Annotated in this window: 19 protein-coding genes and 3 tRNA genes; 12 read left to right on the forward strand and 10 right to left on the reverse strand. The window is 43.7% G+C overall.

All coding sequences use genetic code 11. The annotated features are described in order from the left end of the window. Nucleotides 1-27 precede the first annotated feature (27 nt). Genes potC through potA form a run of 3 tightly spaced genes read right to left on the reverse strand, consistent with a single transcriptional unit; the run spans nucleotide 28 to nucleotide 3,028 of the window. Nucleotides 28-846 (reverse strand): spermidine/putrescine ABC transporter permease PotC, encoded by an 819-nt coding sequence (gene potC, locus RAH45_RS01345; protein ID WP_082894333.1) that lies wholly within the window; start codon nucleotides 844-846, stop codon nucleotides 28-30. Then, complete coding sequence (potB, locus tag RAH45_RS01350; RefSeq protein ID WP_068406315.1) at nucleotides 846-1,754, reverse strand: spermidine/putrescine ABC transporter permease PotB; 909 nt, start codon at nucleotides 1,752-1,754, stop codon at nucleotides 846-848. Before potB ends, potC begins: the two co-directional genes overlap by 1 nt. Next, nucleotides 1,754-3,028, reverse strand: a complete 1,275-nt coding sequence (potA, locus tag RAH45_RS01355; RefSeq protein WP_082894334.1) for a spermidine/putrescine ABC transporter ATP-binding protein PotA — start codon at nucleotides 3,026-3,028, stop codon at nucleotides 1,754-1,756. Before potA ends, potB begins: the two co-directional genes overlap by 1 nt. 464 nt (nucleotides 3,029-3,492) lie before the next feature. Here potA and RAH45_RS01360 point away from each other — a divergent pair, with 464 nt between their 5' ends. Together RAH45_RS01360 and gloA are read left to right on the forward strand one after the other, a co-directional pair. Beyond that, nucleotides 3,493-4,131, forward strand: coding sequence for a carbonic anhydrase (locus tag RAH45_RS01360; protein WP_068406318.1), 639 nt, complete (start codon nucleotides 3,493-3,495; stop codon nucleotides 4,129-4,131). Nucleotides 4,132-4,248: 117 nt separating this feature from the next. Beyond that, nucleotides 4,249-4,818, forward strand: coding sequence for a lactoylglutathione lyase (gene gloA / locus RAH45_RS01365; protein WP_068406321.1), 570 nt, complete (start codon nucleotides 4,249-4,251; stop codon nucleotides 4,816-4,818). Nucleotides 4,819-4,895: 77 nt separating this feature from the next. Here the strand turns inward: gloA and RAH45_RS01370 are convergent, their stop codons facing one another. The 3 genes from RAH45_RS01370 to ribA form a co-directional block, all read right to left on the reverse strand. Next, on the reverse strand, nucleotides 4,896-5,366 hold the full coding sequence (locus RAH45_RS01370; protein WP_193030056.1) for a c-type cytochrome: 471 nt from the start codon (nucleotides 5,364-5,366) through the stop codon (nucleotides 4,896-4,898). A gap of 489 nt (nucleotides 5,367-5,855) precedes the next feature. After that, entirely contained in the window at nucleotides 5,856-6,863 is a 1,008-nt protein-coding gene (gene hemF, locus RAH45_RS01375; RefSeq protein ID WP_305935777.1) for an oxygen-dependent coproporphyrinogen oxidase, read from the reverse strand. A gap of 18 nt (nucleotides 6,864-6,881) precedes the next feature. Further along, complete coding sequence (gene ribA / locus RAH45_RS01380; protein ID WP_193030060.1) at nucleotides 6,882-7,565, reverse strand: GTP cyclohydrolase II; 684 nt, start codon at nucleotides 7,563-7,565, stop codon at nucleotides 6,882-6,884. Between the two features lie 549 nt (nucleotides 7,566-8,114). Here ribA and dxs point away from each other — a divergent pair. Both dxs and RAH45_RS01390 read left to right on the forward strand, forming a co-directional pair. Continuing rightward, on the forward strand, nucleotides 8,115-10,163 hold the full coding sequence (gene dxs, locus RAH45_RS01385; protein ID WP_193030062.1) for a 1-deoxy-D-xylulose-5-phosphate synthase: 2,049 nt from the start codon (nucleotides 8,115-8,117) through the stop codon (nucleotides 10,161-10,163). 264 nt (nucleotides 10,164-10,427) lie between these two features. Continuing rightward, nucleotides 10,428-11,255, forward strand: coding sequence for an inositol monophosphatase family protein (locus RAH45_RS01390; RefSeq protein WP_193030064.1), 828 nt, complete (start codon nucleotides 10,428-10,430; stop codon nucleotides 11,253-11,255). A gap of 50 nt (nucleotides 11,256-11,305) precedes the next feature. Here RAH45_RS01390 and RAH45_RS01395 read toward each other — a convergent pair whose 3' ends face one another. Both RAH45_RS01395 and RAH45_RS01400 read right to left on the reverse strand, forming a co-directional pair. After that, a complete protein-coding gene (locus RAH45_RS01395; RefSeq protein WP_193030066.1) occupies nucleotides 11,306-12,745 on the reverse strand; it encodes a WS/DGAT/MGAT family O-acyltransferase in 1,440 nt (479 codons plus the stop codon). Nucleotides 12,746-13,004: 259 nt separating this feature from the next. Further along, complete coding sequence (locus tag RAH45_RS01400; protein ID WP_193030068.1) at nucleotides 13,005-13,844, reverse strand: thiazole synthase; 840 nt, start codon at nucleotides 13,842-13,844, stop codon at nucleotides 13,005-13,007. A gap of 380 nt (nucleotides 13,845-14,224) precedes the next feature. Between RAH45_RS01400 and tnpB the strand changes: the two genes are divergently transcribed. Both tnpB and gspE read left to right on the forward strand, forming a co-directional pair. After that, the gene (gene tnpB / locus RAH45_RS01405; protein WP_102077045.1) at nucleotides 14,225-15,376 is read left to right on the forward strand and encodes an IS200/IS605 family element RNA-guided endonuclease TnpB; all 1,152 of its coding nucleotides are present in this window, start codon (nucleotides 14,225-14,227) and stop codon (nucleotides 15,374-15,376) included. Nucleotides 15,377-15,618: 242 nt separating this feature from the next. Further along, on the forward strand, nucleotides 15,619-17,175 hold the full coding sequence (gspE, locus tag RAH45_RS01410) for a type II secretion system ATPase GspE (RefSeq protein WP_193030072.1): 1,557 nt from the start codon (nucleotides 15,619-15,621) through the stop codon (nucleotides 17,173-17,175). A 123-nt stretch (nucleotides 17,176-17,298) separates the two neighbouring features. Here the strand turns inward: gspE and RAH45_RS01415 are convergent, their stop codons facing one another. Both RAH45_RS01415 and RAH45_RS01420 read right to left on the reverse strand, forming a co-directional pair. Then, a complete protein-coding gene (locus tag RAH45_RS01415; RefSeq protein ID WP_102077047.1) occupies nucleotides 17,299-17,793 on the reverse strand; it encodes a RidA family protein in 495 nt (164 codons plus the stop codon). A gap of 74 nt (nucleotides 17,794-17,867) precedes the next feature. Beyond that, nucleotides 17,868-18,623 carry a DUF4442 domain-containing protein gene (locus tag RAH45_RS01420; protein ID WP_102077048.1) on the reverse strand — a complete coding sequence of 252 codons (756 nt, stop codon included), beginning with the start codon at nucleotides 18,621-18,623 and terminating at the stop codon, nucleotides 17,868-17,870. A 337-nt stretch (nucleotides 18,624-18,960) separates the two neighbouring features. Here RAH45_RS01420 and RAH45_RS01425 point away from each other — a divergent pair, with 337 nt between their 5' ends. The 6 genes from RAH45_RS01425 to RAH45_RS01450 all read left to right on the forward strand — a co-directional run bounded on the left by RAH45_RS01425 (nucleotide 18,961) and on the right by RAH45_RS01450 (nucleotide 24,061). Continuing rightward, on the forward strand, nucleotides 18,961-20,403 hold the full coding sequence (locus RAH45_RS01425) for an McrB family protein (RefSeq protein WP_306495418.1): 1,443 nt from the start codon (nucleotides 18,961-18,963) through the stop codon (nucleotides 20,401-20,403). A gap of 18 nt (nucleotides 20,404-20,421) precedes the next feature. Further along, complete coding sequence (locus tag RAH45_RS01430) at nucleotides 20,422-22,041, forward strand: McrC family protein (RefSeq protein WP_082894337.1); 1,620 nt, start codon at nucleotides 20,422-20,424, stop codon at nucleotides 22,039-22,041. A gap of 242 nt (nucleotides 22,042-22,283) precedes the next feature. Next, nucleotides 22,284-22,360 (forward strand) — tRNA-Pro (locus RAH45_RS01435). A 108-nt stretch (nucleotides 22,361-22,468) separates the two neighbouring features. After that, nucleotides 22,469-22,545 (forward strand) — tRNA-Arg (locus RAH45_RS01440). 39 nt (nucleotides 22,546-22,584) lie between these two features. Continuing rightward, nucleotides 22,585-22,660 (forward strand) — tRNA-His (locus RAH45_RS01445). A gap of 465 nt (nucleotides 22,661-23,125) precedes the next feature. Beyond that, nucleotides 23,126-24,061, forward strand: a complete 936-nt coding sequence (locus tag RAH45_RS01450; protein ID WP_068406344.1) for an AraC family transcriptional regulator — start codon at nucleotides 23,126-23,128, stop codon at nucleotides 24,059-24,061. The last annotated feature ends 252 nt before the right edge of the window (nucleotides 24,062-24,313 follow it).

Raw genomic sequence — 24,313 nt, forward strand, 5'->3', positions numbered from 1 at the left:
GCCATTATTTTACCGTAAAAATTAAAACTAGCGCCGACGCAGCAGCAATTGCGAGATAACCACCAAAACTAATGAAGCGACCAATAAAATGGTCCCAATAGCATTGACCTCAGGTTTAAGTCCCACGCGCACCATAGAATAAATACGGAGCGGTAAAATCTCATAGCTAGGGCCGGTCACAAAGGTCGATACCACCACATCATCAAGCGATAAGGTAAAGGCAAGTAACCAGCCAGCCATCACCGCAGGAAAAATTACTGGAATCAACACCGTACGTACCATTGTTGATTCGCTAGCACCCAAATCTCGCGCTGCTTCCATCAAGCGCTCATCCAAACTACTTAAGCGCGCAAACACAGTGATAACGACAAACGGTAGGCAGAAAGTAATGTGCGCTAGTAATAGCGAGACAAAGCCAAGCTGCAATCCGATTAATAAAAACAGGGTCAATAGCGATATTGCTAGGACAATTTCAGGTGACATCATCAGCACAAATAACAGGCCATTGAGCAGCCCTTTACCGCGAAAGTCATAGCGATGCAGCGCAAGCGCCGTTAATGTACCGATAACGGTCGAAACCGTAGCCGCAACCAAGCCTAAAACAATAGAGTGCCAAAAGGCATCAAGCATCGCCTGATTATTCAGTAGCGACTCGTACCACTTTAAACTAAAGCCGCCCCAGTTATAACCAATTTTTGATTTATTAAATGACATTACCACCAAAACGATGATAGGCAGATATAATAAAATATAAATCAGACTGAGATAGCCTTTGGCGGCAATATTACCTAATTTGATAGAGCGTTTATTTTTAATTGGAGTACTATTCAGTGAACTATCAGACATTAGGCCACCTCGTTAAAATCAGTCTTGCCAATACGGCGGCTACTGGCACGATAAGCGAGTAATAATACCGCCATCGCAAGGGTCAATAGCACACTGGCGGCGGCACCAAATGGCCAATCACGCGCATCCAAAAACTGGTTTTTGATAATATTACCGACCAATAAGTTACGTGAGCCGCCCAAGATATCGGCGACATAAAACATCCCCATCGCTGGTAGTAGTACCAACAGCACCCCGGAGATAATCCCCGGTGTGGTTAAGGGTAATACCACGTGCCAAAAGGTTTGGCGCTTTGAAGCACCCAAATCTTGCGAGGCGAGCAGCATATCATCGCGCAAATCACTGAATACCGCATACAGCGGCAGCACCATAAACGGAAATAACAAATAGGTTAAACCGGCAATGACCGCGCCTTGGGTATATAAAATATCTATGGGCGCATCGATAATACCGATGGCTAATAAGGATTTATTAATCAAACCATTGCTGGCAAATAATAGTTTTAGCGCATAGGTGCGCACCAAAGAGTTGGTCCAAAATGGCAATATCAGCATGAGCATTAACAGTGGCTGCCAGCGTTTATCTACTCGAGAAACAAACCAAGCAAACGGGTAGCCAAGTAATAAGCAAATGACTGTGGTGATACCCGCCATCCATAATGAATGCACAAAAACGTCAAAATATAGCGGGTCAATCATGCGCACGTAGCTGTCGAGAGTGACCGGTAAACTAATAAAAGCGGTGCTATCACGGGTCAAAAAGCTGACGGCAATCACCAGTATATTTGGCAATAGCGCAAAGATGAGCAGCCAACCCCAAATTAGCCATAGCGTTGCGGTACGAAAAGGGCTTTTATTGCTCAAGTTTTTATGACTTGATTTTTTATTACCTACGTTAGGACGCGCCATTAGCTGATATCCTTTTGGGCAGCTAATTTACTAGGGCTATTGTTTATCCCGTTATCAATGCCGCTAGCAAGCGTATCTTCTTCTGGCAACACCCATTCCCAGCCATCGACCCACGATACTTTAACGCCTTCGTTAAGCTTATAATCAAAACTTGGGTCGTCTTCATCAAAGAACTCCGAGGCTTTAATAATATGGCCGTTGGTTAGCTCAATAATCGAGTCTAAGGTACTGCCTTTATAATTACTTTCAATCACCCGCCCCAGTAAGCCGCCATGTTCTTTATCATTGGGGTCATAAATGCGTAAATCTTCAGGGCGCAATAGTAAGTTAACGATATCACCAACTTGCACGTCATTGGCAAAGTCAGGGCGGCGCAGATTGCGTAAGGTCGTCGGCCCCTCTTGCGCTTGTGCTTCGCAGACCTCGACCTCAATACGGCCATTGGTCACGCGCCCATCACGATCGGGCTGCTCAGGGTAAACGCCTTTGACTTCCGCTTTAAACAAGTTGGTTTCACCGATAAATTTGGCGGTAAATAGATTGGCAGGGGTTTCATAAATCTCAATCGGCGTGCCAATTTGCTGAAATCTACCGTCTTTCATCACCGCAATGCGGTCCGACATCGACAGCGCTTCTTCTTGATCATGAGTGACAAAGACAAAGGTAATGCCAAGCTCGCGCTGCAGACGTTTAAGCTCAGATTGCATTTGCAAACGCAGCTTATGATCGAGCGCCGATAATGGCTCGTCGAGCAATAATAGCTTAGGACGATTAATCACCGCGCGCGCAATCGCTACGCGCTGCTGCTGACCTCCGGATAAATCTTGCGGTCTGCGATTGGCCAAATGCTCAAGCTGTACCATCGCCAGCATCTCACGTACCCGCGTTTGTATCTCATCTTTTGGCACTTTTTTGAGTTTAAGCCCATAAGCGACGTTTTGCGCCACCGTCATATGTGGAAATAACGCATATTGCTGAAACACAGTATTGACCGGACGCTTATCCGCTGGCAAGCCTGCCATTTGTATGCCATCAAGATAAATCGCCCCTGCATTTGGCTGCTCAAAACCCGCAATTAAGCGCAGCAAAGTCGTCTTACCGCAGCCTGATGGCCCAAGCAAGGTGATAAATTCGCCATGTTCAATATCAAGGTTAATATCCTTTAACACTTCGGTTTGATCATAAATTTTTTGGAGACCAGTCAGTTGCAGCAGCGCCTTGTCACTATTAGGCGACAAAGGCGTGGTTTGCAGGTTTACATTCGTTTCGGTCATAAGGTTGATTCCTAAAACACCAAATGCGCAGCAGCACTAAAATAGTAGATACTGGCAGCAATTTGCATGTTGTTAAGTCTGGCGATAAGCGTTGGCTATATATAAAGTCTGGTTGCTGGGTATTATAACAAACCCTTGTTATAAGTCAGTGCAAGTTCGTTATCGGTTGGTTTAGGTCGTTAAAAAAATAATGAGCTAAATGCTTGGCTGCCAATTTCTTGCCTTGCAATGCTTTTGCTTGCAATGCTTCCTTCATACAATAAAGAATTTTTACCGTTTTTCTGTCTTGCTTGCGCTACAATAATTTTGTGTATGCTAAATACAAGGATATTTGCAATAGCAAACGGCTAAGTTTAAGAGATAAGCTTAAAAGATAAGCATAGCTGAAAGCTGTATCTTAAAGTAGAAAACAGAATGCTAGCGCAATTTATAATTTAAACCATTTTGATAAACAAGGACCCCTTATGCCTAACAGTAACCGCCCAAAAACTGGACAAGAAGCACTGGCACTACTCAAAGAAGGTAATGTACGCTACGTAGAAAGTCTGACCAGCACTGACCCTTGCATGCAAAAACGTCCTGAGCTGATCAGTGACCAAGATCCATTAGCGATTATTTTGGGTTGCTCGGACGCCCGTGTCCCAGTTGAGATTGTGTTTGACCAAGGTTTGGGCGATTTGTTTGTCATACGCGTGGCGGGTAATGTGGTTGCGCCATCTCAAATCGGTTCGATTGAATTTGCGGCAGAAAAATTTGGCACCAAACTGGTGGTAGTGCTTGGGCATTCGCATTGCGGAGCGGTGACCGCTTGCGTCGATGCGCTGATCAATCCTGAGCAAAACTATTCGCCAAATTTACAATCAATCGTCGATCGTATTCGCCCAAGTGTTTACAACTTGCATGAGCTGGCAACGGCCAACGGTCAAGACGTCGATGCGGATGAATTGGTCGATCGCTCTATTCGTGCCAATGTGCGCATGTCGGTCAGCCAATTAAAGCATGGTTCGCGCGCCCTAGAAGACTTAACCAGTAGCGGTCAGCTACTCGTCGTTGGCGCTGAATACAATTTAGAGACTGGAAAAGTACGCTTTTTAGATACTTAATAGCTATTTATCATTAAACGTTCGGAATGGTGGATACGATTTGATTTTGCACGTACCCGTTATCAATGATTTATAATGGATAAATGACGATTAAAATACTTAGATATTGGAAAAATTATGACGGATTTAAAAAATTTAGATGCTAATAAAGACAGTATCACTCAGCCTGAGAGCAGCGTAAAAGCAGAAGGCGTGCAGCCAATTTCAGCGCAGACGGCAGGTTATACTTTTAACCACACCATGCTACGCGTCAAAGACCCAGCCAAATCGTTGGCCTTTTATACGGGTATTTTGGGCATGACGTTACTGGCGGTAAAAAAGTTCCCTACGATGGGGTTTGATTTATATTTCTTGGCCAAGTTGACTGACAGCGAGCGGGAAAATTTGCCAGCGGGTGACGACTTAGAAATTTTTGCCTTCCGTCAGCGCGGTATTTTAGAGCTGACTCATAACTACGGTACCGAAACCCAAGCGGACTTTAGTTACCATGATGGCAATGGTGAACCACAAGGCTTTGGTCATATCTGCTTTAGTGTGCCAAGTCTTGACGAAGCGGTTGCTTGGTTTGATAAAAACAACGTCGAGTTTAAAAAACGTCCAGAAGACGGCAGTATGAAAAATATCGCCTTTATCAAAGACGTTGATGGTTACTGGATTGAAATCGTCCAAGCCGACTTAATGGGTTAAACAAGTTACTCTTTAACCAATAAAAAAGCCGCTATATGAACAATAGCGGCTTTTTTATATTTGAAAGCGAATACTCGTTAGTCTTTTTTCACTTTAAAATCGGTATGGCATGATTTGCAGCTGTCACCGACTTGTCCAAGCGCAGGTAAAACTTGATCGACACTGGTTGCATTTTGTGCCGCTGCATTTAAGTTAGCAGTGGCTTTTTGGAAGTCATCAGCTTCAGCGCGAAAATCGTCAACATTGCTCCAAACCGCTTCAGTAGCATTACCTGCGGCTTCTTGGTTTTCAAAGTGGCTCCAAGGATTGGCAGAGTCTTTTGCTAAAAATGCCGCTTGTTCTTTAAAGACTTCGGCATCAAACGTATCTGGCGCTTCAGCCATATCGCCCATGATACCCATCGCATCGCCCCAGCTTTTCATGGTGTCTTGACGCGCTTTGACGTCAGGGTCAACTGGTGTACTACAAGCTGTTAGACCTAAGGCGGCTGCCATCAACGTTACGCCGACGATAGACTTGAATGATTTATTATTAGAAACCTGTGCCATCTGTATTGCTCCTTTATACGTGGCTAATAAAAAGGTGCCGAAGCACTAGCATGCTCGCCACCTGTTATATTGCTACTATGAATTGAATATTATGTGGTTGTTCTAAATGTTAAAGACAGCTAAGTTCTAGTCTTTTACCATATAGCCTTTTCAACCTATAAAGCTGTAAATCTATAACGCTTTAAACCCATACTGCTGTTAATTAAACCTCAACAGGCTAAAATAAAGTAGGATAATAAAGTACCTTTTTGTAATGGCATCTTAATCAGCTATGAATGTTCGCCAAAGCGCGTTTTATAAGCTAAAAGTCAAAATGCCCTATTTAACAGTTTAGCTGCTCTTAGGCTGCTCTCAAATAAAAAATAGTAAATAATAAAGGTCAGCAGTAACGCTGACCTTGATAGTGTTTTTCTGAAATTTTAAAGAGAGCAAATAGGCTGTTTATCCAAGAACCAAAACGCTGTCTGCGGCTTATTATGCCAATGACGACTATAAAGTCAACCAATCACGCGGTTTTAGATAAAAATCGGTCAATTCAAACTCAGGCGTCCCGGGGGCAGGTTCAAAGCGATAATGCCAGCTGGCAAGCGGCGGCATACTGACTAAGATGGACTCAATGCGTCCATTACTTTGTAGCCCAAATAGGGTGCCACGGTCATAAACAAGGTTGTATTCGACGTAGCGTCCGCGGCGATAGAGCTGAAATTCACGTTGTGCTTCGGTATAAGAGGTGTTTTTACGCTGCTCAAAAATTGGCAATATACCTTCAAGATAACCATTACCGACCGCTTGCATAAATTCAAAGCAAGTCTCAAAATCCCAACCACGGCTCTCGGTATTGACGTCGTCATAAAATAGGCCGCCGATACCGCGCTGCTCATCGCGATGGCGCAGATGGAAGTACTCGTCACACCACTGCTTAAAGTCAGGATAGACGCTGTCGCCAAACGGCGCGCACAGGTCGTGACAAACCTGATGCCAATGTACGCAGTCGGCAAGCACCGGATAAAACGGCGTCAAATCAAAACCGCCACCAAACCACCAAATAGGCTCTTCGCCCTCGGCTTCAGCAACGAATAAACGCACGTTGGCATGGCTGGTTGGCACATTGGGGTTTTTAGGATGCACGACCAATGAAACGCCCATCGCCTGCGCTTTACGGCCAGCGATATCAGGATGGCGCGCAGTTGCAGAAGCGGGTAGGTTATGCACATGAATATGGCTAAACATCACGCCCGCTTTTTCAATCACTTCGCCACCTGCGAGCACGCAAGAACGGCCGCCGCCGCCCTCAGGACGTTCCCAATCGTCAGGCACAAAGGTTGCCGGCTGATCATTGCTGCTGCCGTCGCGCTCTTGCGCTTCTAAGGCTTGACAGATACGCGCTTGCAGATCCACCAAAAACTCACGCACGCGCGTGATGTCATTGTGGGTTGGCGTCACGGCAGAATTCGTCTCTGGCAAATTGTCATGATTATCTATATTTGGTATGGTCATAAAATATCTAATTATTTACTATTTATTAAGGTGTAAGGCGGTATTGAAATCTTTATCGAGTAGATGCCCCATGCGGTCGCGTTTGGTCGCGAGATACTCAGCATTCATATCGTTCACCCCAACCAATAACGGCACGCGCTCGACGACATTAATACCATGCTCGGTTAAGTAAGCCACTTTATCGGGATTATTGGTAATCAGGCGCACGCTATCGACGCCGACATGAGCAAGCATCGGCCCGCACATATCATAAACGCGCGCATCAGCCGGTAAACCCAACATAAGATTGGCATCTAACGTATCATGCCCTTGATCTTGCAAGGCATAAGCACGGATTTTATTGGTCAAGCCAATGCCGCGTCCTTCTTGACGTAAGTATAATATTGCCCCGCAGCCGGTTTCTTGTATCGCCTGCATCGCGGTATTAAGCTGGGGACCACAATCGCATTTTAATGAGCTAAAAGCGTCACCCGTCAAGCATTCCGAATGAATACGAATGAGCGGTATGGGCGCTTCTTTTAGCGCATCGCTGTCTTGATTAAATGCCGTGCCTTGCTGATTTAAAACGTCAGTTTGCTTGGCCACAGGTAAACCGACGGTAAGCATCACATGCTCTTGACCGTCTGCATTTTCAAAGATATGAATATCAAACTCGCCGTGACGAGTCGGTAGTTTGGCATTGGTGATAAATTGATATGACATTAATGTCCTGCATAAGCCGATCATCGTGACGCTAGCGGTCGGTTAAAGTTTTATAATAATAAAGGTGTGACATAAGCGCTGCTAACTAAAATAGCATACGAAAGCTGTTTGGTGGAAATACACACAAAGTTCACAGACGGCGCACGATGATTAAAGCGACAATTAAAAATAAATGCTATTATGCCATACTATTTTGACGGATACAGTGACAAGTCTTAGCCCTTGCATTACTATGTCGTCACTGTCGCCCGATATGCGCCCAATATGAAAGCAAAATTAGCAGGCGCTATAGTGTTTTATATGAGGACATAGTCTCATTTTAAAATGCCTATAAAATTGAAAGTTCTAAAGTTCTAAAGTTCTAAAGTTTTTTTTATTTTAAATCGTTATTCACAGCTATTTTAAGCGCTGTATCAATAAACATATAGTCGATGACATTTGTTGATTTATAATGTCCGCACTATTATTAACGCCACTTAGATGCTGGCTAGTGATAGCCCGTATCTAAGGTAGCATCTTGTTAGCAGATTGGTAGGTATCGTACGTTTTATGCAGCAGTCACCTCATTCCCCACAGTCTAAGTCATCATCTGCGTCAGCCATTGATTCTGCTGCACCGCTATCGCACCTGCAAAAAACTTATGCAGTCATTCCACGTGAGCGTCCACATACGCCGCTACTTGATACAGTAGACGCTCCGATTGATTTAAAAGCGTTTAGCGAAAGTCAGCTCATTACCTTGGCGGATGAGCTACGGCTTTTTCTGCTCTATTCAGCCGGTCAAAGCGGTGGTCATTTTGGGGCCAATTTAGGCGTCATTGAGTTGACCATTGCCCTGCATTATCTGTTAGATGCGCCGCAAGATCAGATTGTTTGGGATGTCGGTCATCAGGCATATGCCCATAAAGTATTGACAGGACGCCGTGAAAAGCTTGGAACTATTCGCTCAAAGGATGGCTTGACCGCTTTTCCAGAACGCGCCGAGTCGGTTTACGACACTTTTGGCGTTGGGCATTCATCGACGTCTATTTCGGCGGGTCTTGGAATGAGCCTGGCGCTACGCTATCAAGGCCGCGCGCAAACGGTTGCCTGTATTATAGGTGATGGCGCAATGACCGGCGGCATGGCGTTTGAAGCGATGAATGACGCCGTCCAACAAGATGCGGATTTGCTGGTCATTTTAAACGACAACGACATGTCGATATCTTGCTCGATTGGTGGTTTTTCACGGCATTTAGCGACATTGTGGGAGTCAGGCTATCAGGTTGATATCTCTGATGCTGGCGAGCCGATATTATGCCAGCGTCCTGACATGCAAGCCTACGACCGCCGTAAACGTCATAACGAGCTGCGCGATGTGCCACAATTAGAGGACAATCTGTTTAAAGCCATTGGTTTTACTTATTTCGGTCCGTTTGATGGCCACAATATCCCTGAGTTACTGCGCGTACTATCGCTTGCCAAGCAATTAAAAGGCCCGGTATTGGTGCATATCTATACCACCAAAGGTAAAGGGTTTGCGCCCGCTGAATTAGATCCAGTTGGCTATCATGCTATCAGTAGATTGCCTGCTGAAGATAGCGAGAAGAAAGCGCTAACCGCTAACTTAGCACCGAGTACACCGCTATTAAAATACTCGCAAGTCTTTGGTCAGTTCTTATGTGATAAAGCTGCTACTGACGAGAAATTGCTTGCGATTACCCCAGCCATGGAAGAAGGCTCGGGCATGATTGAGTTTGCCCGTCAATTTCCCAATCGTTTTTTTGATGTAGCCATCGCTGAACAGCATGCGGTAACGTTAGCAGGCGGCATGGCAACCCAAGGTGTCAAGCCAATCGTCGCCATCTATTCAACCTTTTTGCAGCGTGGCTACGATCAGCTGATTCATGACGTGGCATTGCAAAACCTTGATGTGATGTTTGCTGTTGACCGCGCCGGTCTAGTCGGTGAAGATGGTGCTACTCATGCCGGCGTGTTCGACTTTGCCTTTTTACGCTGCGTGCCGAATATGCTGATAGCCGCGCCAAAAGATGAAAACGAATGTTATCACTTGCTCAATACTTGCTATGAATATCAAGGCTGTACGGCTGTGCGCTATCCGCGCGGGGCTGGCGTTGGCGCGACGATTACCCAGCCCGCACAGGTTTTTTCCATTGGTAAAGCGGTAGTAGAGTCAGTTTTAGGTCAAGATAACGCACCTAATAAGTTGGCATTATTAGCCTTTGGTACCATGGTTGCGACGGCTCAGCAAGCGGCAGAAAGCTTGATTAACGATAATATAAACTCAAACTGCCAAGTACATGTGGTGAATATGCGCTGGGTAAAACCTTTAGATACGCACTTGCTTGACAGCTTAATCAAGCAAGGCGTTACCCATATCGCCACTTTGGAAGAGCATACGATTATGGGCGGCGCGGGCAGTGCAGTAAATGAATATTTACTTAACGAATCAATAGCGTTTAAAAATAGCCGTCCAGTAATCTGTAATATCGGTATTCCTGATCGCTTTATTGCTCATGGTTCACCAGCAGAGCAAATGGCTGATTGTGGTCTGGATGTTGCAGGGGTCGTGAGCCAGCTGCAGCAGTTGCTAAAATAAAACCCTATCGCTCAAAAAAAATTGCTAAAATAGCGGATTGAAAAATAAAGCATTTTTGTTTAAACCTCGCCTACTTGCTGTAGGTGTGAATTATTTGACAACTTGGGCGGCACTACTGCTGGCAATCATTTATTTGGTTCGCTAGGCGGCGATGGTTTTCATGAGTTATTAAACCGATTTAATTTTAAGCGGCTTTTATTTTTCGTACATTTTATCAGTTATATCTTTTAAGTAGTATTCATTCATCAAGCAAATAGGTTATTTATGGAACCCATGGTCGTTATCGCAGCGCGTGCTGCTGAAAAAGTCGGTAAAGAGATTTTATATGCGCATCAAAACCGCCACAAAATCGAGCTAGATATCGAGTCAAAAGGGCTTGATGGTTTGGTCACGCGCATTGATCGTTTCAGTGAAGAGCTGACGATTGAGACCCTAAAAGCCAGCTATCCAAATCACTCGTTTTTGGGTGAAGAGTTTGGTATGCAACAAGGTCGCGGCGAAGATGCTGACTGGTGCTGGATTATTGATCCGCTAGACGGTACTAAAAACTTCGTCCATGGCGTACCGCAGTTTTGTGTTTCTATCGCGGTGCAACATAAAGGCGTGACCCAGCACGGCGTCATCTATGACCCTGTACGTGATGAGATGTTCTCGGCTAGCCGTGGTAAAGGCGCACGCTTGAACAATCGCCGTATGCAAGTGAGCGAGCGTAAAACCATCGACGGCGGCTTATTTACCACTGGTCATCCGCTTGAGCGTAAACGTAATGGTGAAGTCATCTCTTATGCCAAGCAGCACTTTGAAAGCTTACAAAAAATCTCTGAAGCGGGCGGTCAAATTCGCCGTTTAGGCTCAGCCGCGCTAGATTTATGCTATGTAGCAGCTGGTCGTTTTGACGGTTATTTTGAGATGTCTATTAAGCCGTGGGATATTGCTGCTGGTGAGCTTATCGTTACCGAAGCACGCGGCGTGGTCGTTGACCATACAGGCGCGCACAACTCAATGACCTCAGGCTCTATCTTTGCTTGTAACGTTAAATTACTAAAACCGTTAATGCAAGTGGTTGTCCCAACGTGGGGCGATATTTTGTAGTTTTAACTTATTAAAGATTTAGAAAATTAATATTGAAAAAGCTGGTTCCATTATGGCGCCAGCTTTTTTGTTTTGCCGCTTTTCTTGTCGTTACTTTTATCTGTCACCGTAATGCCTTGAAATTCAAGCTCTTTACTGGTGCGCTCTAATAGTTGCAACTCTTCTTCTATGAGGACGAGCATATCTTGTACATGCGGTAAAGCTTTACTGCAAGCGGTAATGCCAAATTCAATCTTATCCAAATAGCTGGCGAGAGTGATATTCATCGCTTGTCCATTGAACACAATCGATGCCGGATACAAAGATTGCAGACGCGCGCCGTTCCAATATAGCGGCTTTTCTGACCCAGGGACGTTGGAGATAATCAGGTTAAAGGCCTGTTTTTTCGGAAACAGCCCAGTTGCCAAATTGATACCTTCCCACGCATAAGAAATCACACTGTAATTGATAACCTGCGCTTGATTCATACGGCGGAATCGGCGTTTGCCGTTATTCATACTGCGATGAATCAGCTCGATGCGGCTGAGTGGATCGTCTAAATGCGTGCCCAAATTGGCAAGAACAAATGACAACTGGTTGCCCGCCACGCTATTATCGGTACGTAATGACATGGGTACAAAAGCAATCAAAGGCTTGCTTGGTAGCGCATCTATCGACAGGAGATAACGGCGAATAGCGCCAGCACAAACGGCAAGCACCACATCGTTTTTACTGATATTTAAGCGCTCAGCGATATCATTAAAGCGCTGTATCTCATAGGACTGCGCGGCGATGCGCCGCGAGGCTGAAATGCGTTTATTAAGCACACTCATCGGCGCTGCAAAGGTACTGACATAACTGTCATCACCGAAATTTTTTAAGTTATCGAGCAATTCTGTAAATACCGGTTTAATGGTTGATATTTGCTCTTTGATAATGCGCCGCGCCGAACGCTCTTTCGGCAAAATCGCATCGACTTGGTTACGATGACGTGCCATTAGTGACCAAATCGGTAGCGTCACCGGTTCGGTTGGCGATTGCGATAAGGATTTTTTGACCAAGCGCATGGCAGCGATGCCATCAACGAGCGAATGATGGATTTTAAAATATAAGGCAAAACGTTCAGGCGCGCCTTCGCTTTCTGGCTCAATTCCTTCAATAACATGACATTCCCATAGCGGCATTGCCCGATCTAACAGGCGACCATGCTCTCTTGATACGTACATCAAAAGCTCGCGTACACGCGCGGGCTGTGGTAGCGCTACATGGTGCAAGTGATGCTCAACATCAAAGTGTTTGTCTTTTTTCCAAAATATCAAATGCTCAAGCACTTGGTTAAAAGGAAAGGTCGGCGGCACCTCAGAGTGTTGCATTTGTTTGACCAATTGACAAACAAAACTGCTGTCCGCATTTTCTGGCAATTCGAATAAAAATAGACCCCCAACATGCATGGGTTGTTTACGCGACTCAAGAAGTAAGAACAACTGGTCGACTGCTGTGAGAAGTCGCATAATAAATCCTTTTATGACGATGAATAAAAAACGGCAATAAATTATATAAGTATTCAGTTAGGCAAAGGTAAAGCATAGTAAAACTAAAAAATATAGCAAAAACGATTAAAAACCTAAAAGTAGTCACAAAAATATCTTAATATAAAAAGCATGGCGCACGGGATTTTTATTATTTCATTATGTGTTAAGCCGTGCTTTTAAAGGTTTAAGCTAGAAAGTTTGCCCTGCAGGATTCAACTTGAAAAATCTAAGCTAAAAACTACTGAAAGAAGTAGCCGGTCTGCGGTGAACTGGCAGCGGCCATTTTGCGCATCGGCATACGACCTGCTAAGAACGCCTGACGCCCTGCCCATATAGCATGTTTCATGGCCTGCGCCATCAACACGGGATTTTGTGCATTGGCAATCGCTGAGTTCATCAGCACGCCATCACAACCAAGCTCCATCGCAATCGCGGCATCAGAAGCGGTACCGACGCCAGCATCAACCAATACGGGTACTTTAGCATTTTCAATAATAAGGCTTAAGGTATGGCGATTAAGCAAACCAAGACCAGAACCAATCAAGCTACCAAGCGGCATGATCGCCACACAGCCCATGCTCTCTAATTCTTGAGCGACGATGGGGTCGTCAGAGGTATAAACCATGACTTCAAAACCATCATCGATTAGCACCTTGGCGGCTTTTAGAGTTTCCATCACGTTTGGATAAAGGGTTTTTTCATCGCCTAATACTTCTAGCTTCACCAGATTATGCCCGCCTAATAGCTCGCGAGCAAGCTTACACGTCCGAATCGCGGTTTCGGCATCAAAACAGCCTGCGGTATTGGGTAAGATGGTATATTTATCCGGTGAAATCACATCTAATAAATTTGGCTCATTGCTATTTTGACCAATATTGGTACGGCGAATAGCAACGGTGACAATCTCAGCTTCTGACGCGCCAATCGCCGCACCCGTCTCAGCCATGTCTTTATATTTACCAGTACCGACCAACAATCGAGAAGAGAATGTACGACTACCAACCGTAAAGGTATCATTCGATAAGGCATTTTGTGAAAATGATTGAACATTGGCAGGAGTATTTGCGGCTTGTGACATAAGGATAATCCTAATAGCGGGCTGACAAAAGTGACTAACGAGGTTATTAAGTTTGTTACTGTGTTTAATGAGAGTTTTTATTAAATAGTAGTAGAGGCAAAACGTAAATAGGCGTTATGTGGCCAAAGGCTTGCGATGTTAAATGCTAATAATATAACTGCTTTAAAAGCAAAGTCATAAATCCAAGCAAAGCCTTGCTACTTGCTTAAAACAAAATGTTATTATAACAAACTCATACGCGCTTACTGACAATCTTTACCAAAAACCGCGCAGAAAGCCCCTACTTCTAAAGTAGCGAGATGAATGCGTTATTGGTAGCAGTCCTTACTACCTATGGTATTATAATTAATAATCATACCACTTATTAACAACAAGCAGCGATGCCAAAGCAAATCCTAAAAGCCCATAAAGTCAGACTATATCCGACCATTGACCAGCAAGTATTCTTTGCCAAGTCATTCGGCTGTGTGCGCTTTATTTGGAATAAGATGCTTAGCGATAAGATTGAGCACTATAAAGAAACTAAAACAACCCTCAAAAACTACCCTGCTCAGTATAAAAAAGAGTTTGAGTGGCTACAAGAGGTCGATAGCCTGGCACTGTCTAAAGTTGAGCGTCATTTGCAAAAAGCCTATCAGTCGTTCTTTAAAAACGGCACAGGCTTTCCCAAGTTCAAGAAAAAAGGGCAACGCGATAGCTACATCACAAACAACCAAAAGGGCACAGTGGCGATCACAAACAACACCGTTAAACTGCCTAAGATTGGCCATATCTCCGCTAAATTCCCGAATAAAATAAACGGTTTGATTAAGAGCGCTACCATCAGTAGAACTCCATCAGGCAAATACTATGTCAGCTTATTGGTTAAAACCATTGCCACACCACTACCAAAAACACACTCTAACATCGGTATTGATTTAGGATTAATTGACTTCATCGTCTTATCGGACGGAACTAAAGTAGCTAATCCTAAGTTTTTATCGAAGTTGCAAGACAAATTAGCTCGCGCACAAAAGATTTTAGCCAAACGTAGAGCAATTGCCAAAGTTGCTAATCGCAAACTGAGTGACAGTCGTAATTATCAAAAGCAGAAATTTAAAGTTGCTAAAGTTTATGAGAAAATAACCAATAGCCGCACTGACTTTCTACACAAACTCTCATTTAATCTCATCAAAAACCACGATGTGATTGCCATAGAGGATTTAAACGTCAAGGGTATGGTTGAGAACCATAAACTCGCCAAAGCTATATCAGACAGTTCATGGTCAACATTCACCACCATGCTTGCTTATAAAGCGGAATGGTATGGCAAAACGCTTGTTAAAATAGACCGATGGTATCCATCCTCTAAAATCTGCTCAGGCTGCAACCACTTGTTGACCAAGGCTGAATTACCCTTGTCATTGCGATCATGGGATTGCCCTAGTTGTTTGCAAACCAATGATCGGGACATTAACGCCAGTATCAACATTCTCAATGAGGGTTTGAAACTGACCACACTCAAAACCGTCGGTGCGACGGAGTTAGCTTAGTCAATTTACCTAACCGCTGATACAGAATGCCGTAACAAGTATGAGTATTACCTAAGAAACCCTACCTCTAAGGTAGTGGGTAGTTCATCCAGTTTAACGATTTAGGCAGGCGGCTTTAAATAGTCAGGTCAGTAGTGTTTTTTGGCATGTATTAGATTGTGTTTTCAAGACTGTTTTCAAAGTTATTTTATAAGCTGTTTTTTAAGTTCTTTTTTAAATTAACCACTCACTAGGTCGTCTTTATGCTGCAGCTGCCGTACAGTTTTGCAAAACGCCATCAAATTTTGGCCATTCTTGCTATTGATCCTGAGTTGCCGCCGACCTTGGTGTTGACCAAAACTACGCCATTGTCCGCCATTAATGAGGCGGTGCGCTTTTTACAGCAGCAAGGCGTACGCGGTGTGCCAAATTATGAAAGTATCAGCATTGAAGATTTCGAAAAACGCATGAATGCTGCTTATGCGGGTAATACGGGTGAGTCGCAGCATATTGCCGCTGGGCTTGAAGACCATCCTGACCTCGATAGCTTGGCCGATAGCGTTCCTGAAACGGAAGATTTGATGGATCAACAAGACGATGCGCCGATTATTCGTCTGATTAATGCGTTGTTGTCTGAAGCGATTCGTCTAAATGCCTCAGATATCCATATTGAAACTTTTGAAAAACGCTTAGTGGTACGCTTTCGTGTCGATGGTGAGCTCAAAGAAATTATTACCCCCAAGCGTCAATTGGCGCCGTTACTGGTCTCGCGTATCAAGGTCATGGCTAAGCTAGATATCGCCGAAAAGCGTGTGCCGCAAGATGGTCGCATCAGTTTAAGGCTGGCAGGGCGCGAGGTCGATGTACGGGTATCGACCTTGCCATCGAGCTTTGGTGAGCGCGTGGTCATGCGTTTATTAGACAAGCAAGCGGGTCGTCTCAATATGACGTATCTCGGTCTATCTGATAATGACTATAGCGAGCTTAAGCGCTTAATCCATCGTCCACATGGCATTATTTTGGTGACTGGACCGACGGGTTCGGGGAAAACCACCACGTTATATTCGGCACTAACGGATTTGAATGATCAAACCCGTAATATTTTGACCGCTGAAGATCCGATTGAATTTCAGCTCGATGGTATTGGGCAAACGCAGGTTAATAATAAAGTCGATATGACCTTTGCTAAGAGCCTGCGTGCCATGTTGCGACAAGATCCAGATGTGGTGATGGTAGGTGAGATTCGTGATTTAGAAACCGCTGAAATTGCCGTGCAAGCATCGTTGACAGGGCATTTGGTATTATCAACGCTACATACCAATACCGCCATCGGTGCGGTCACGCGTTTGCAGGATATGGGCGTAGAGCCATTTTTATTATCGTCCTCACTGATTGGTGTCGTCGCTCAGCGCTTGGTACGGACGTTATGCACACATTGTCATAGCTGGCAAGCTGCCGATAATGAACAAGCCAAATTATTTACTGAAATTGGTATTGCGGCAAATGCTAAAAATACGGCTACTGAAAAATTAAAAGAGAATATTATTAATTTGCCGAAACCAGTGGGCTGTGATAAATGTAATAATTCAGGCTTCAGAGGGCGGACGGCAATTTATGAAGTGATACCGATTGACGATACCTTGCGCCGGATGATTCATAGTAATACTGCCGAGTACGAGCTAGAAGAATACGCCCGTCAGCAAACGCCATCGATACGTGCTGATGGACTACGCAAAGTCATAGAGGGTCGGACGACGTTAGAAGAAGTGCTGCGGGTAACCAAAGAAAGCGCCCTAACTGATGACGCTATGATTGTATAAAAAAACGATAGTATAAAGAAAAACGATTGTATAAAGCAAAACGGTTATTGAGTCAAAAGTCGGTGCAATTGGCTCAATAACCGCTAATCAAAAAGTCAGTTTGGTTTATTTGTAATAGCGCTGCTATTTTGCGGCGATACATTCAATTTCAACACTTGCGCCCGCTGCCAGCTCTGCGACACCAAAAGCTGAGCGTACCGGATAAGGCTTAGCCAATTCTGCTTTATAGATTTTATTAAAGTCATCAAAGTCATCCATATCAGTCAGCATCGCCATACATTTGACGATGTCTGATTTTTGGTAGCCGTACTTTAACAAGGTTTCATGGATATTATCGAGCGCTTGTTTGGCTTCCGCTTTGACGCCGCCTTTGACCAATTTGCCGTCTTTAAAACCAATCTGTCCTGACATATAGAGCGTATCGCCGACCCGTACCGCTTCCGAAAACGGATAGTTACCGCCGTCGCCGAGAAATACTGGGCTAGATTTGGTAATGGTTGCGTTATTGGTCGCTGGCGCGGCATTAGCACTAACGGCGAAACCTAAGCCTAACGAACAGGCGCTAATCAGCACTACTTTAGATAATTGAGTCGTCAGTTTATCGATATATCTAGACATACTTGTCTCCTTATTATTGTGGTATTTCTTAAATCCATTTTTTGGTAGTTACTTACTTTTTTAACAAAGTGAAATTAATTGCTTTCTAGTTCTTGCGTTGAGTGCTTGTTGCTTGCTTCACTTTCGTTTAGCTCGGCTTTAGGCTGCTCACTTTCAGTTTTTTCATTGTCATTTTGCTTATTTTCTAGCGTTTTAGCAGCTTTACCTTGACGACGCGCTTCTAGCTCAGATTTGGGTATCCAAGCCCATGTCATCTCAACGACGATAGGATCACGGTCGTTATCGGACTCACGGTCATGAATCACGCACGGTATGACCATCTCACCTTTTGGCGTATTTAAAATATCTAAGCGCTGCTCGTCAGATAATGATGCCACCGCGGCGATTTGACCTTTTTTAATCGGGCGATAAAAATTCACCGAGTAAGACTTAATCAATAATACGCGATCAGAGGGTAGGTTTAAACCCAAAATAAACCCTGTTGCGGTTTCCGCAAGTAAGGTGATAGCAACCGCATGAACCGAGCCAATATGATTTTGCACCGCTTTGGTGTTATTTAAGCTGACCACCACTTGATTGGGATCGACGTGCTCATAATAAATACCTGTTGTGCCCACGTACGGCACCACTTTACCAAAGGCTTTCGATAAAATGCTGGCGCGCGCGGCCGCAGGCAGAAACTTGGTGACAGATAGCAGTTTGGTAAATTGGTTGCTGATGGGTTTTAATGGGCTATTTGGTTTTTCGTCTAGCATTTTGGTGTTGTCAGAGACTTTGGTTGGCAGTTTATTGCTCAATTTGCTAGGGAGTTTTTTTAATAATCCTGACATACAACATTCCTCAAGTTAAAGTGGGATTTACAGTGTTTTACTAGTGCGATAAAAAATATTGAGATGATTGATAAGTTAGCGAATTCTTTTATCTTAGCAACGATGTTAGTTATGGTACATTAAGTGCCGTATCGCTACCATTATTAACATGAACTGCCGCGCGTATAAAATATGACTAACGTAACGGTATCTTAGGTATGAGAAATAATGCCATTTTTGTTAGCTCGTTTAATTTTAGCGAGCCACGTTATGATCGTCAGGTTTTAGCACATTTCAACTATTTTGCCGTTTTTTTCTCATGTTCGACAATGCCATGCTAGATAAGGTCATGCCAAATATGTCTCCTTCCAAACCAACCAATATCATCTATACAGGCGTTGCTGGTACAGGTAAAACCTATCGCTTGCTCCAAATCGCACAGCAATATACTGACTACTTACCAAAGATAAATGACAAAGAATTATTGAGACAACTTTTGCAGCCGTTAAGCTGGCGTGACGTGGTTTGCTTAATATTTTTGGATTTTAAGTCGAAAAAACAGGACTTGGTCAAGGTACCAGAAATTGTCAATCATGAGTTTTTTGTCAATAAAGCGGCGCAAAATGCGCGCGAGAAAAACTTAAGCAATACCGCTTGGTCTGTGCTGCAAATGCACACGTCTATGAGCTCACAAACGGTGAGTTATAAAAACCGCGCCAGCCAAGCCTATTTTGATAAAGATAATAGCGGCGCATGGTATTTACTGCCAGAAAGTATAGATTTGTTAAGTGATTTAGCGCAGCAATTAGCTGAGTTTCAACAGGCGCAGCGCGAGAATAATAGCCAAAATAAAGAGTTCCGTCAGCAGCGCTTTAGTATGGTCAGCTTTCATCAAGCCTATGGTTATGAGGAATTTGTTGAAGGTATCCGTCCGGTGATGGCGTTATCCGATCATACAGAAAATAGCTCATCTCAAATGAGTTATGACGTGCAAGATGGTGCGTTTTTGAAATTGTGCCAACGCGCTGCCAATAATCCTGAGCAGCGTTATGCGATGCTGATTGATGAGGTCAATCGTGCTAACGTGTCACGGGTCTTTGGCGAGCTATTAAGTTTGATTGAACCCGATAAACGCGCTAGCATGGCAAATGCGATGACGGTTAATTTGGCGTATTCAGGGCGAACCTTTAGCGTCCCTGCCAACGTTGATATTTATGCCACCATGAACACCCAAGACCATTCATTAACGCCGCTTGATATGGCATTACGGCGGCGTTTTCGCTTTATTGATTGTCCGCCGCAGTCGGAATTATTACCTGTTATTTATCTCAATCAAGACTTAAAAGCTGATAATACAGAAGCGTTTAAGTCAGAAGAAACAATAGATTTGGCGAAACTCTTAACCGGTTTAAATCACCGTATTACGCAAACCCTTGGTGCAGAGGCACAATTAGGTCATGCGTTTTTATGGTCAGTAGACAGTCTTGAGCACTTGCAAACGGCACTGATTGAACAAATCATTCCGCAATTGGCACAAGCAGCGGGCGGGCAAGTCACTGTTTTGCAATATATCTTTCAAGATGAGCAGCAGCCCCTAAGCGCGAAGTTTATACAAGATAGCCAAGCGCTGTTTGATAATGCCAATAACTTAGTCAGTCCTAATAATTCAAATCCAATGTTTGCCGACCAGCATTCATTGCTCGGCCAGTCTATGAGTAGTGGCAGTTATAAAATTAATGCCGATTTAATCAATAATACTGCTGAGTTTGCCAAGCCGTTTGTCTATCAGCGTTTATATTAACAAGGTGGCTAGCTTGTGATGAGTAGAGTATTACAGTCTGAGAGCAAAGCGATAGGCAGCGACATTAATCATAACGTTAATAGTGGCAATAATAATAGTGCCAATAGTAATAGTGCGAGTATTGCTAATAACGTCAATGCGGCTGCACTTAATGCTAATATTATTACGGTGTTTGAGCATCAACGTTTAACAGCCCATGATTTTGCGCACGTAGCGGACTTTCATTGGCTAATGGTGCAAGAGTTTGCCGTTTTTAGCATTAAACGTCAGCAAGGACAATGGCAACTAAAAGTCGGCCATTATATTGGTATTATTTTATTGCCAAGTGGGATGTCACTTGAGATGTTGCCCAAGTTAATAGCAAAAACGTCTAGCAAACATAATTCGTCACAGCCATACGGTTTAGCTAAAACCAATGACATCAATCAAACGCGGCAATGGGTGCAGAATATGCTGGCAGATTTAACCAGCAGTCATGATAAAAATAAGCTTCCTAATACAAAAAACTTTGGCCAATTTAGCAATCAGTTAGCAGCGCTACCGACTAAAGCAATGCCATTATCTGACTGGCTGATTGCGCAGTTTTTACAGCGTTTGGCGCATTATCAGCCGACGAAGCACTATCAGGCGAAAATCCATAACCAAGCAGCGTTACAAGGTCGTTTGCTGATTAAAGAGCAATTACGCCATAACAGCATGCAGCCGCATAAGTTTGTCTGTGAAAGCAGTGTACTGAGCCAAGAGATGCTGTGTAATCGCTTGATTAAAAGCGCGCTGAATTTACTTACTCCGTTATCTCCGCCATCAATGTCACTGCCCGCATTACAGCAGTGGCGACAAGTAGCAGTGTTAAGTCGTTATGAGTTGCAGCGGCTTGAGTCTTTTTATCAGCAAGCAAAGCGGCAATTGGCACTGCAGCCTTTATCTCGGCAGCAATTACAAGCGGCGCAGCAGTTATTGGACTTAGCTTATTGGCTCTTGCAGCAATCTGACGCTCATACTGGCAATGGCATTAAGCCGCAAACATTAGCCAAGCAAAACGCCGCACAACCGCGCCTATGTTTATTGATTGATATGAATCAAGCGTTCGAGCAATGGACAAGCCTGCGCATAGCGGCCCAGTTTCAGCAAATTGATTTGGCTTATAAGCCTTTGTTTCAAGCACAGCGAGTGTGGCTACATGATGTAAAAGGGCAGGCGTGTTTGTCCATTCGTCCTGATTTATTGATTTATAAAAGTGCTCATTTGCAGACTGGACCTAACATTAAAGCGCTGGGTGAGGATGACGTAAAATCAGAAACGCATACCTCTGCTCACTCACCCCAATCAGGCAATTATAGCCATGTGATTGATATTAAATGGAAGCATTTACCGCATGCAGGGGCGATAAGTGCGGGCGACGCCTATCAGTTGAGCAGTTACGCGCAGGCTTATCACGCCGAGCAGGGCTGGCTGGTTTATCCGGTACAGGACGATAGCAGACAACCAATCCTGCTCCAGCAACAAGCTTATAATGACGCAGACAATGATAAAAGCTACAAAAAGCCGTCCAATCATGCCAAATTATGGCTGATACCCTTTAATGTGCTGACCGGAAAAGTAAACGGTGACTTGCTTCCAGATTTGAATGTAGTATAATAAGCGCTGTTGGCAATGTAGTATTAAGGTCAGTAAAAAACCAACGTTGCGACGCCGCCATTGTTATAAAAATGGCGCATTTTTGAAAGAATTTAACGATTCTTTAAAATAATCAAAAATAGGTGTTGACACAATCGGCTTTACCCCTTAATATGTGCACCTCGATAGCGAGGAACATTAACAAGTTAGCGGTATTACCAACAACAAGTTAAGTAACAAATTATCGAGATAATAGAGAATTTCGGAGTGTGGCGCAGTTTGGTAGCGCATCTGGTTTGGGACCAGAGGGTCGTAGGTTCGAATCCTATCACTCCGACCATCTATTTAAAGAGCCTTACAGGCTTTTTTTTATGTATGATGATATTGTTTTTATGTTAGATATTTCTGATATGATAAACCAATCAAAATATATAAAAGTCCTCTAAGAGCGCCTGTAGCTCAGCTGGATAGAGCATCTCCCTTCTAAGGAGGTGGCCGCAGGTTCGAATCCTGCCAGGCGCACCATTTAGCCTGTCAATCTTGCCTTATCAGGCAATAGTTATGGCGGTTGTAGCTCAGTTGGTAGAGCCCCGGGTTGTGATCTCGGTTGTCGTGGGTTCGAGTCCCATCAGTCGCCCCATATTTTATTCTGCATCTCCTTCCTTATTAAATTCAAAAATATCAAAATAACAGTGCTTGCCTTTACTGGCATTTTTTTGTGCCTGTTTGTTTTATATCAATGCATACTTTTTAAGTTATGATGATATGCGAACTAGCCTGCTGTTTTAATTCTAATAAGTTATAAACTTCCTAGGCATTTAATGTTTAAACATCTGCTAGCCTTTTTTCGCTATTTTTCTTATGATAGATAGGCTCGCGATTGTTCTATCATTTGTTAAGCCTTGTTCAATTAAGCTATCACATTAAATTATTTACTCGATATTCTTATTCAAATTTTTGCTTTGATTTTATCCAAAATAAAATGCCTATCAAATAAAAATAAAATTTTTTGCCCCATTATTTTAAAAGATTTTGCAGTCATCAGTGCTTTGTTTCTATTTTTAAATTTTTCTATATTAATTACCCATGATTGAGGAAGTGATGGATGGACGCACTAAGCGTGTTGCTACAAAATGTACATTTATTCGAAACGAAGTATTATCGATTAAATGTGACGGGCAATTGGTCTTATTCACTCACTAGGCAAGATACGATTTTATTTTATTTGGTGATGTCGGGTGGTTTTTGTATCGACGTCGGCAATGGCCCACGAGAAACGCGCGCCGGTGACATGATTATGATTCCAAGCGCGCATCAGCACGTGAGTTATGCGCTAAATTATTATAGTGATGAGGCGCAGCCGTTAGATGAGTTATTGACGAGCTGTAAAGATCATACGCTGGATTTAAAGGGTGACGGTGATTTTGAAGCGTCATTGATATTAATCGAGTGTAAGTATGATAAGGCGATGATTCGGCCTTTATTGTCCGTACTGCCATCGATTCTGCCGGAAGTCAATGATGAAGATGATGGCCGGTTTGAGGTGATTGATGTTGAGATTAGGCTACTGACGCTAGAGGCTGAGCACGAGCGCATGGGTAAAACCGCGGTGATCAATCATTGGGCAAGTATTATGATGATTGAATGTTTGCGGGTATATATTGAAAGTCTGCCTGAAGCCACTGAGAATTGGCTAAAAGCGATGAAGGATCCGTTTTTGACCAAAGCGCTGGTTGCGATGCATGAGATGCCAAGCGAAAATTGGACCATTAATAAGCTTGCTGAGGTAGCAGGCATGTCACGCTCAAGCTTTGCTCAGCGCTTTAAAGAGGTCGTTGGTATACCGCCGTTGACCTATTTGATGGATTATCGCTTGCGCTTGGCCGCGCGTTATTTGCGTTTGCAGCAAAACAGTATCAGCCGTATTAGCGGTTTGGTCGGTTATGCCTCGGATTCAACCTTTAGCCAAGCGTTTAAGCGTGTTTACGGCATCTCACCTAAAGCTTATCGGCAGCAGTATCAACAACAAACGCTCTCTTAATTAGCTGTTAACTGCTATACCTTTTTAAAAAGCGCTCAGGCTATTTATCGGCCTTAGCGCTTTTTTGCTCGATGCTCATTATTAATTAAAACTCCCGCCTTTTACCATAACTATTACTTACCATCACCTTTATCACTGATTTCGATACTGAGTATTTCGGCGATGGCTAGCTGACAATGCACTTAGGTTAAGGTACTATAGAGTCATGTTTTGCCCAAGCGTAGTAGTGAGATTTTAGCGCATTTTATGGCA

The organism is Psychrobacter sp. van23A (assembly GCF_030845275.1).
Taxonomy (GTDB): domain Bacteria; phylum Pseudomonadota; class Gammaproteobacteria; order Pseudomonadales; family Moraxellaceae; genus Psychrobacter; species Psychrobacter faecalis.

Bases quoted from the DNA above. Each gene is read 5' to 3' on its own strand.
- potC (WP_082894333.1), bottom strand. From the start codon at position 846: ATGTCTGATAGTTCACTGAATAGTACTCCAATTAAAAATAAACGCTCT.
- potB (WP_068406315.1), bottom strand. From the start codon at position 1,754: ATGGCGCGTCCTAACGTAGGTAATAAAAAATCAAGTCATAAAAACTTG.
- potA (WP_082894334.1), bottom strand. From the start codon at position 3,028: ATGACCGAAACGAATGTAAACCTGCAAACCACGCCTTTGTCGCCTAAT.
- RAH45_RS01360 (WP_068406318.1), top strand. From the start codon at position 3,493: ATGCCTAACAGTAACCGCCCAAAAACTGGACAAGAAGCACTGGCACTA.
- gloA (WP_068406321.1), top strand. From the start codon at position 4,249: ATGACGGATTTAAAAAATTTAGATGCTAATAAAGACAGTATCACTCAG.
- RAH45_RS01370 (WP_193030056.1), bottom strand. From the start codon at position 5,366: ATGGCACAGGTTTCTAATAATAAATCATTCAAGTCTATCGTCGGCGTA.
- hemF (WP_305935777.1), bottom strand. From the start codon at position 6,863: ATGACCATACCAAATATAGATAATCATGACAATTTGCCAGAGACGAAT.
- ribA (WP_193030060.1), bottom strand. From the start codon at position 7,565: ATGTCATATCAATTTATCACCAATGCCAAACTACCGACTCGTCACGGC.
- dxs (WP_193030062.1), top strand. From the start codon at position 8,115: ATGCAGCAGTCACCTCATTCCCCACAGTCTAAGTCATCATCTGCGTCA.
- RAH45_RS01390 (WP_193030064.1), top strand. From the start codon at position 10,428: ATGGAACCCATGGTCGTTATCGCAGCGCGTGCTGCTGAAAAAGTCGGT.
- RAH45_RS01395 (WP_193030066.1), bottom strand. From the start codon at position 12,745: ATGCGACTTCTCACAGCAGTCGACCAGTTGTTCTTACTTCTTGAGTCG.
- RAH45_RS01400 (WP_193030068.1), bottom strand. From the start codon at position 13,844: ATGTCACAAGCCGCAAATACTCCTGCCAATGTTCAATCATTTTCACAA.
- tnpB (WP_102077045.1), top strand. From the start codon at position 14,225: ATGCCAAAGCAAATCCTAAAAGCCCATAAAGTCAGACTATATCCGACC.
- gspE (WP_193030072.1), top strand. From the start codon at position 15,619: ATGCTGCAGCTGCCGTACAGTTTTGCAAAACGCCATCAAATTTTGGCC.
- RAH45_RS01415 (WP_102077047.1), bottom strand. From the start codon at position 17,793: ATGTCTAGATATATCGATAAACTGACGACTCAATTATCTAAAGTAGTG.
- RAH45_RS01420 (WP_102077048.1), bottom strand. From the start codon at position 18,623: ATGTCAGGATTATTAAAAAAACTCCCTAGCAAATTGAGCAATAAACTG.
- RAH45_RS01425 (WP_306495418.1), top strand. From the start codon at position 18,961: ATGTCTCCTTCCAAACCAACCAATATCATCTATACAGGCGTTGCTGGT.
- RAH45_RS01430 (WP_082894337.1), top strand. From the start codon at position 20,422: ATGAGTAGAGTATTACAGTCTGAGAGCAAAGCGATAGGCAGCGACATT.
- RAH45_RS01450 (WP_068406344.1), top strand. From the start codon at position 23,126: ATGGACGCACTAAGCGTGTTGCTACAAAATGTACATTTATTCGAAACG.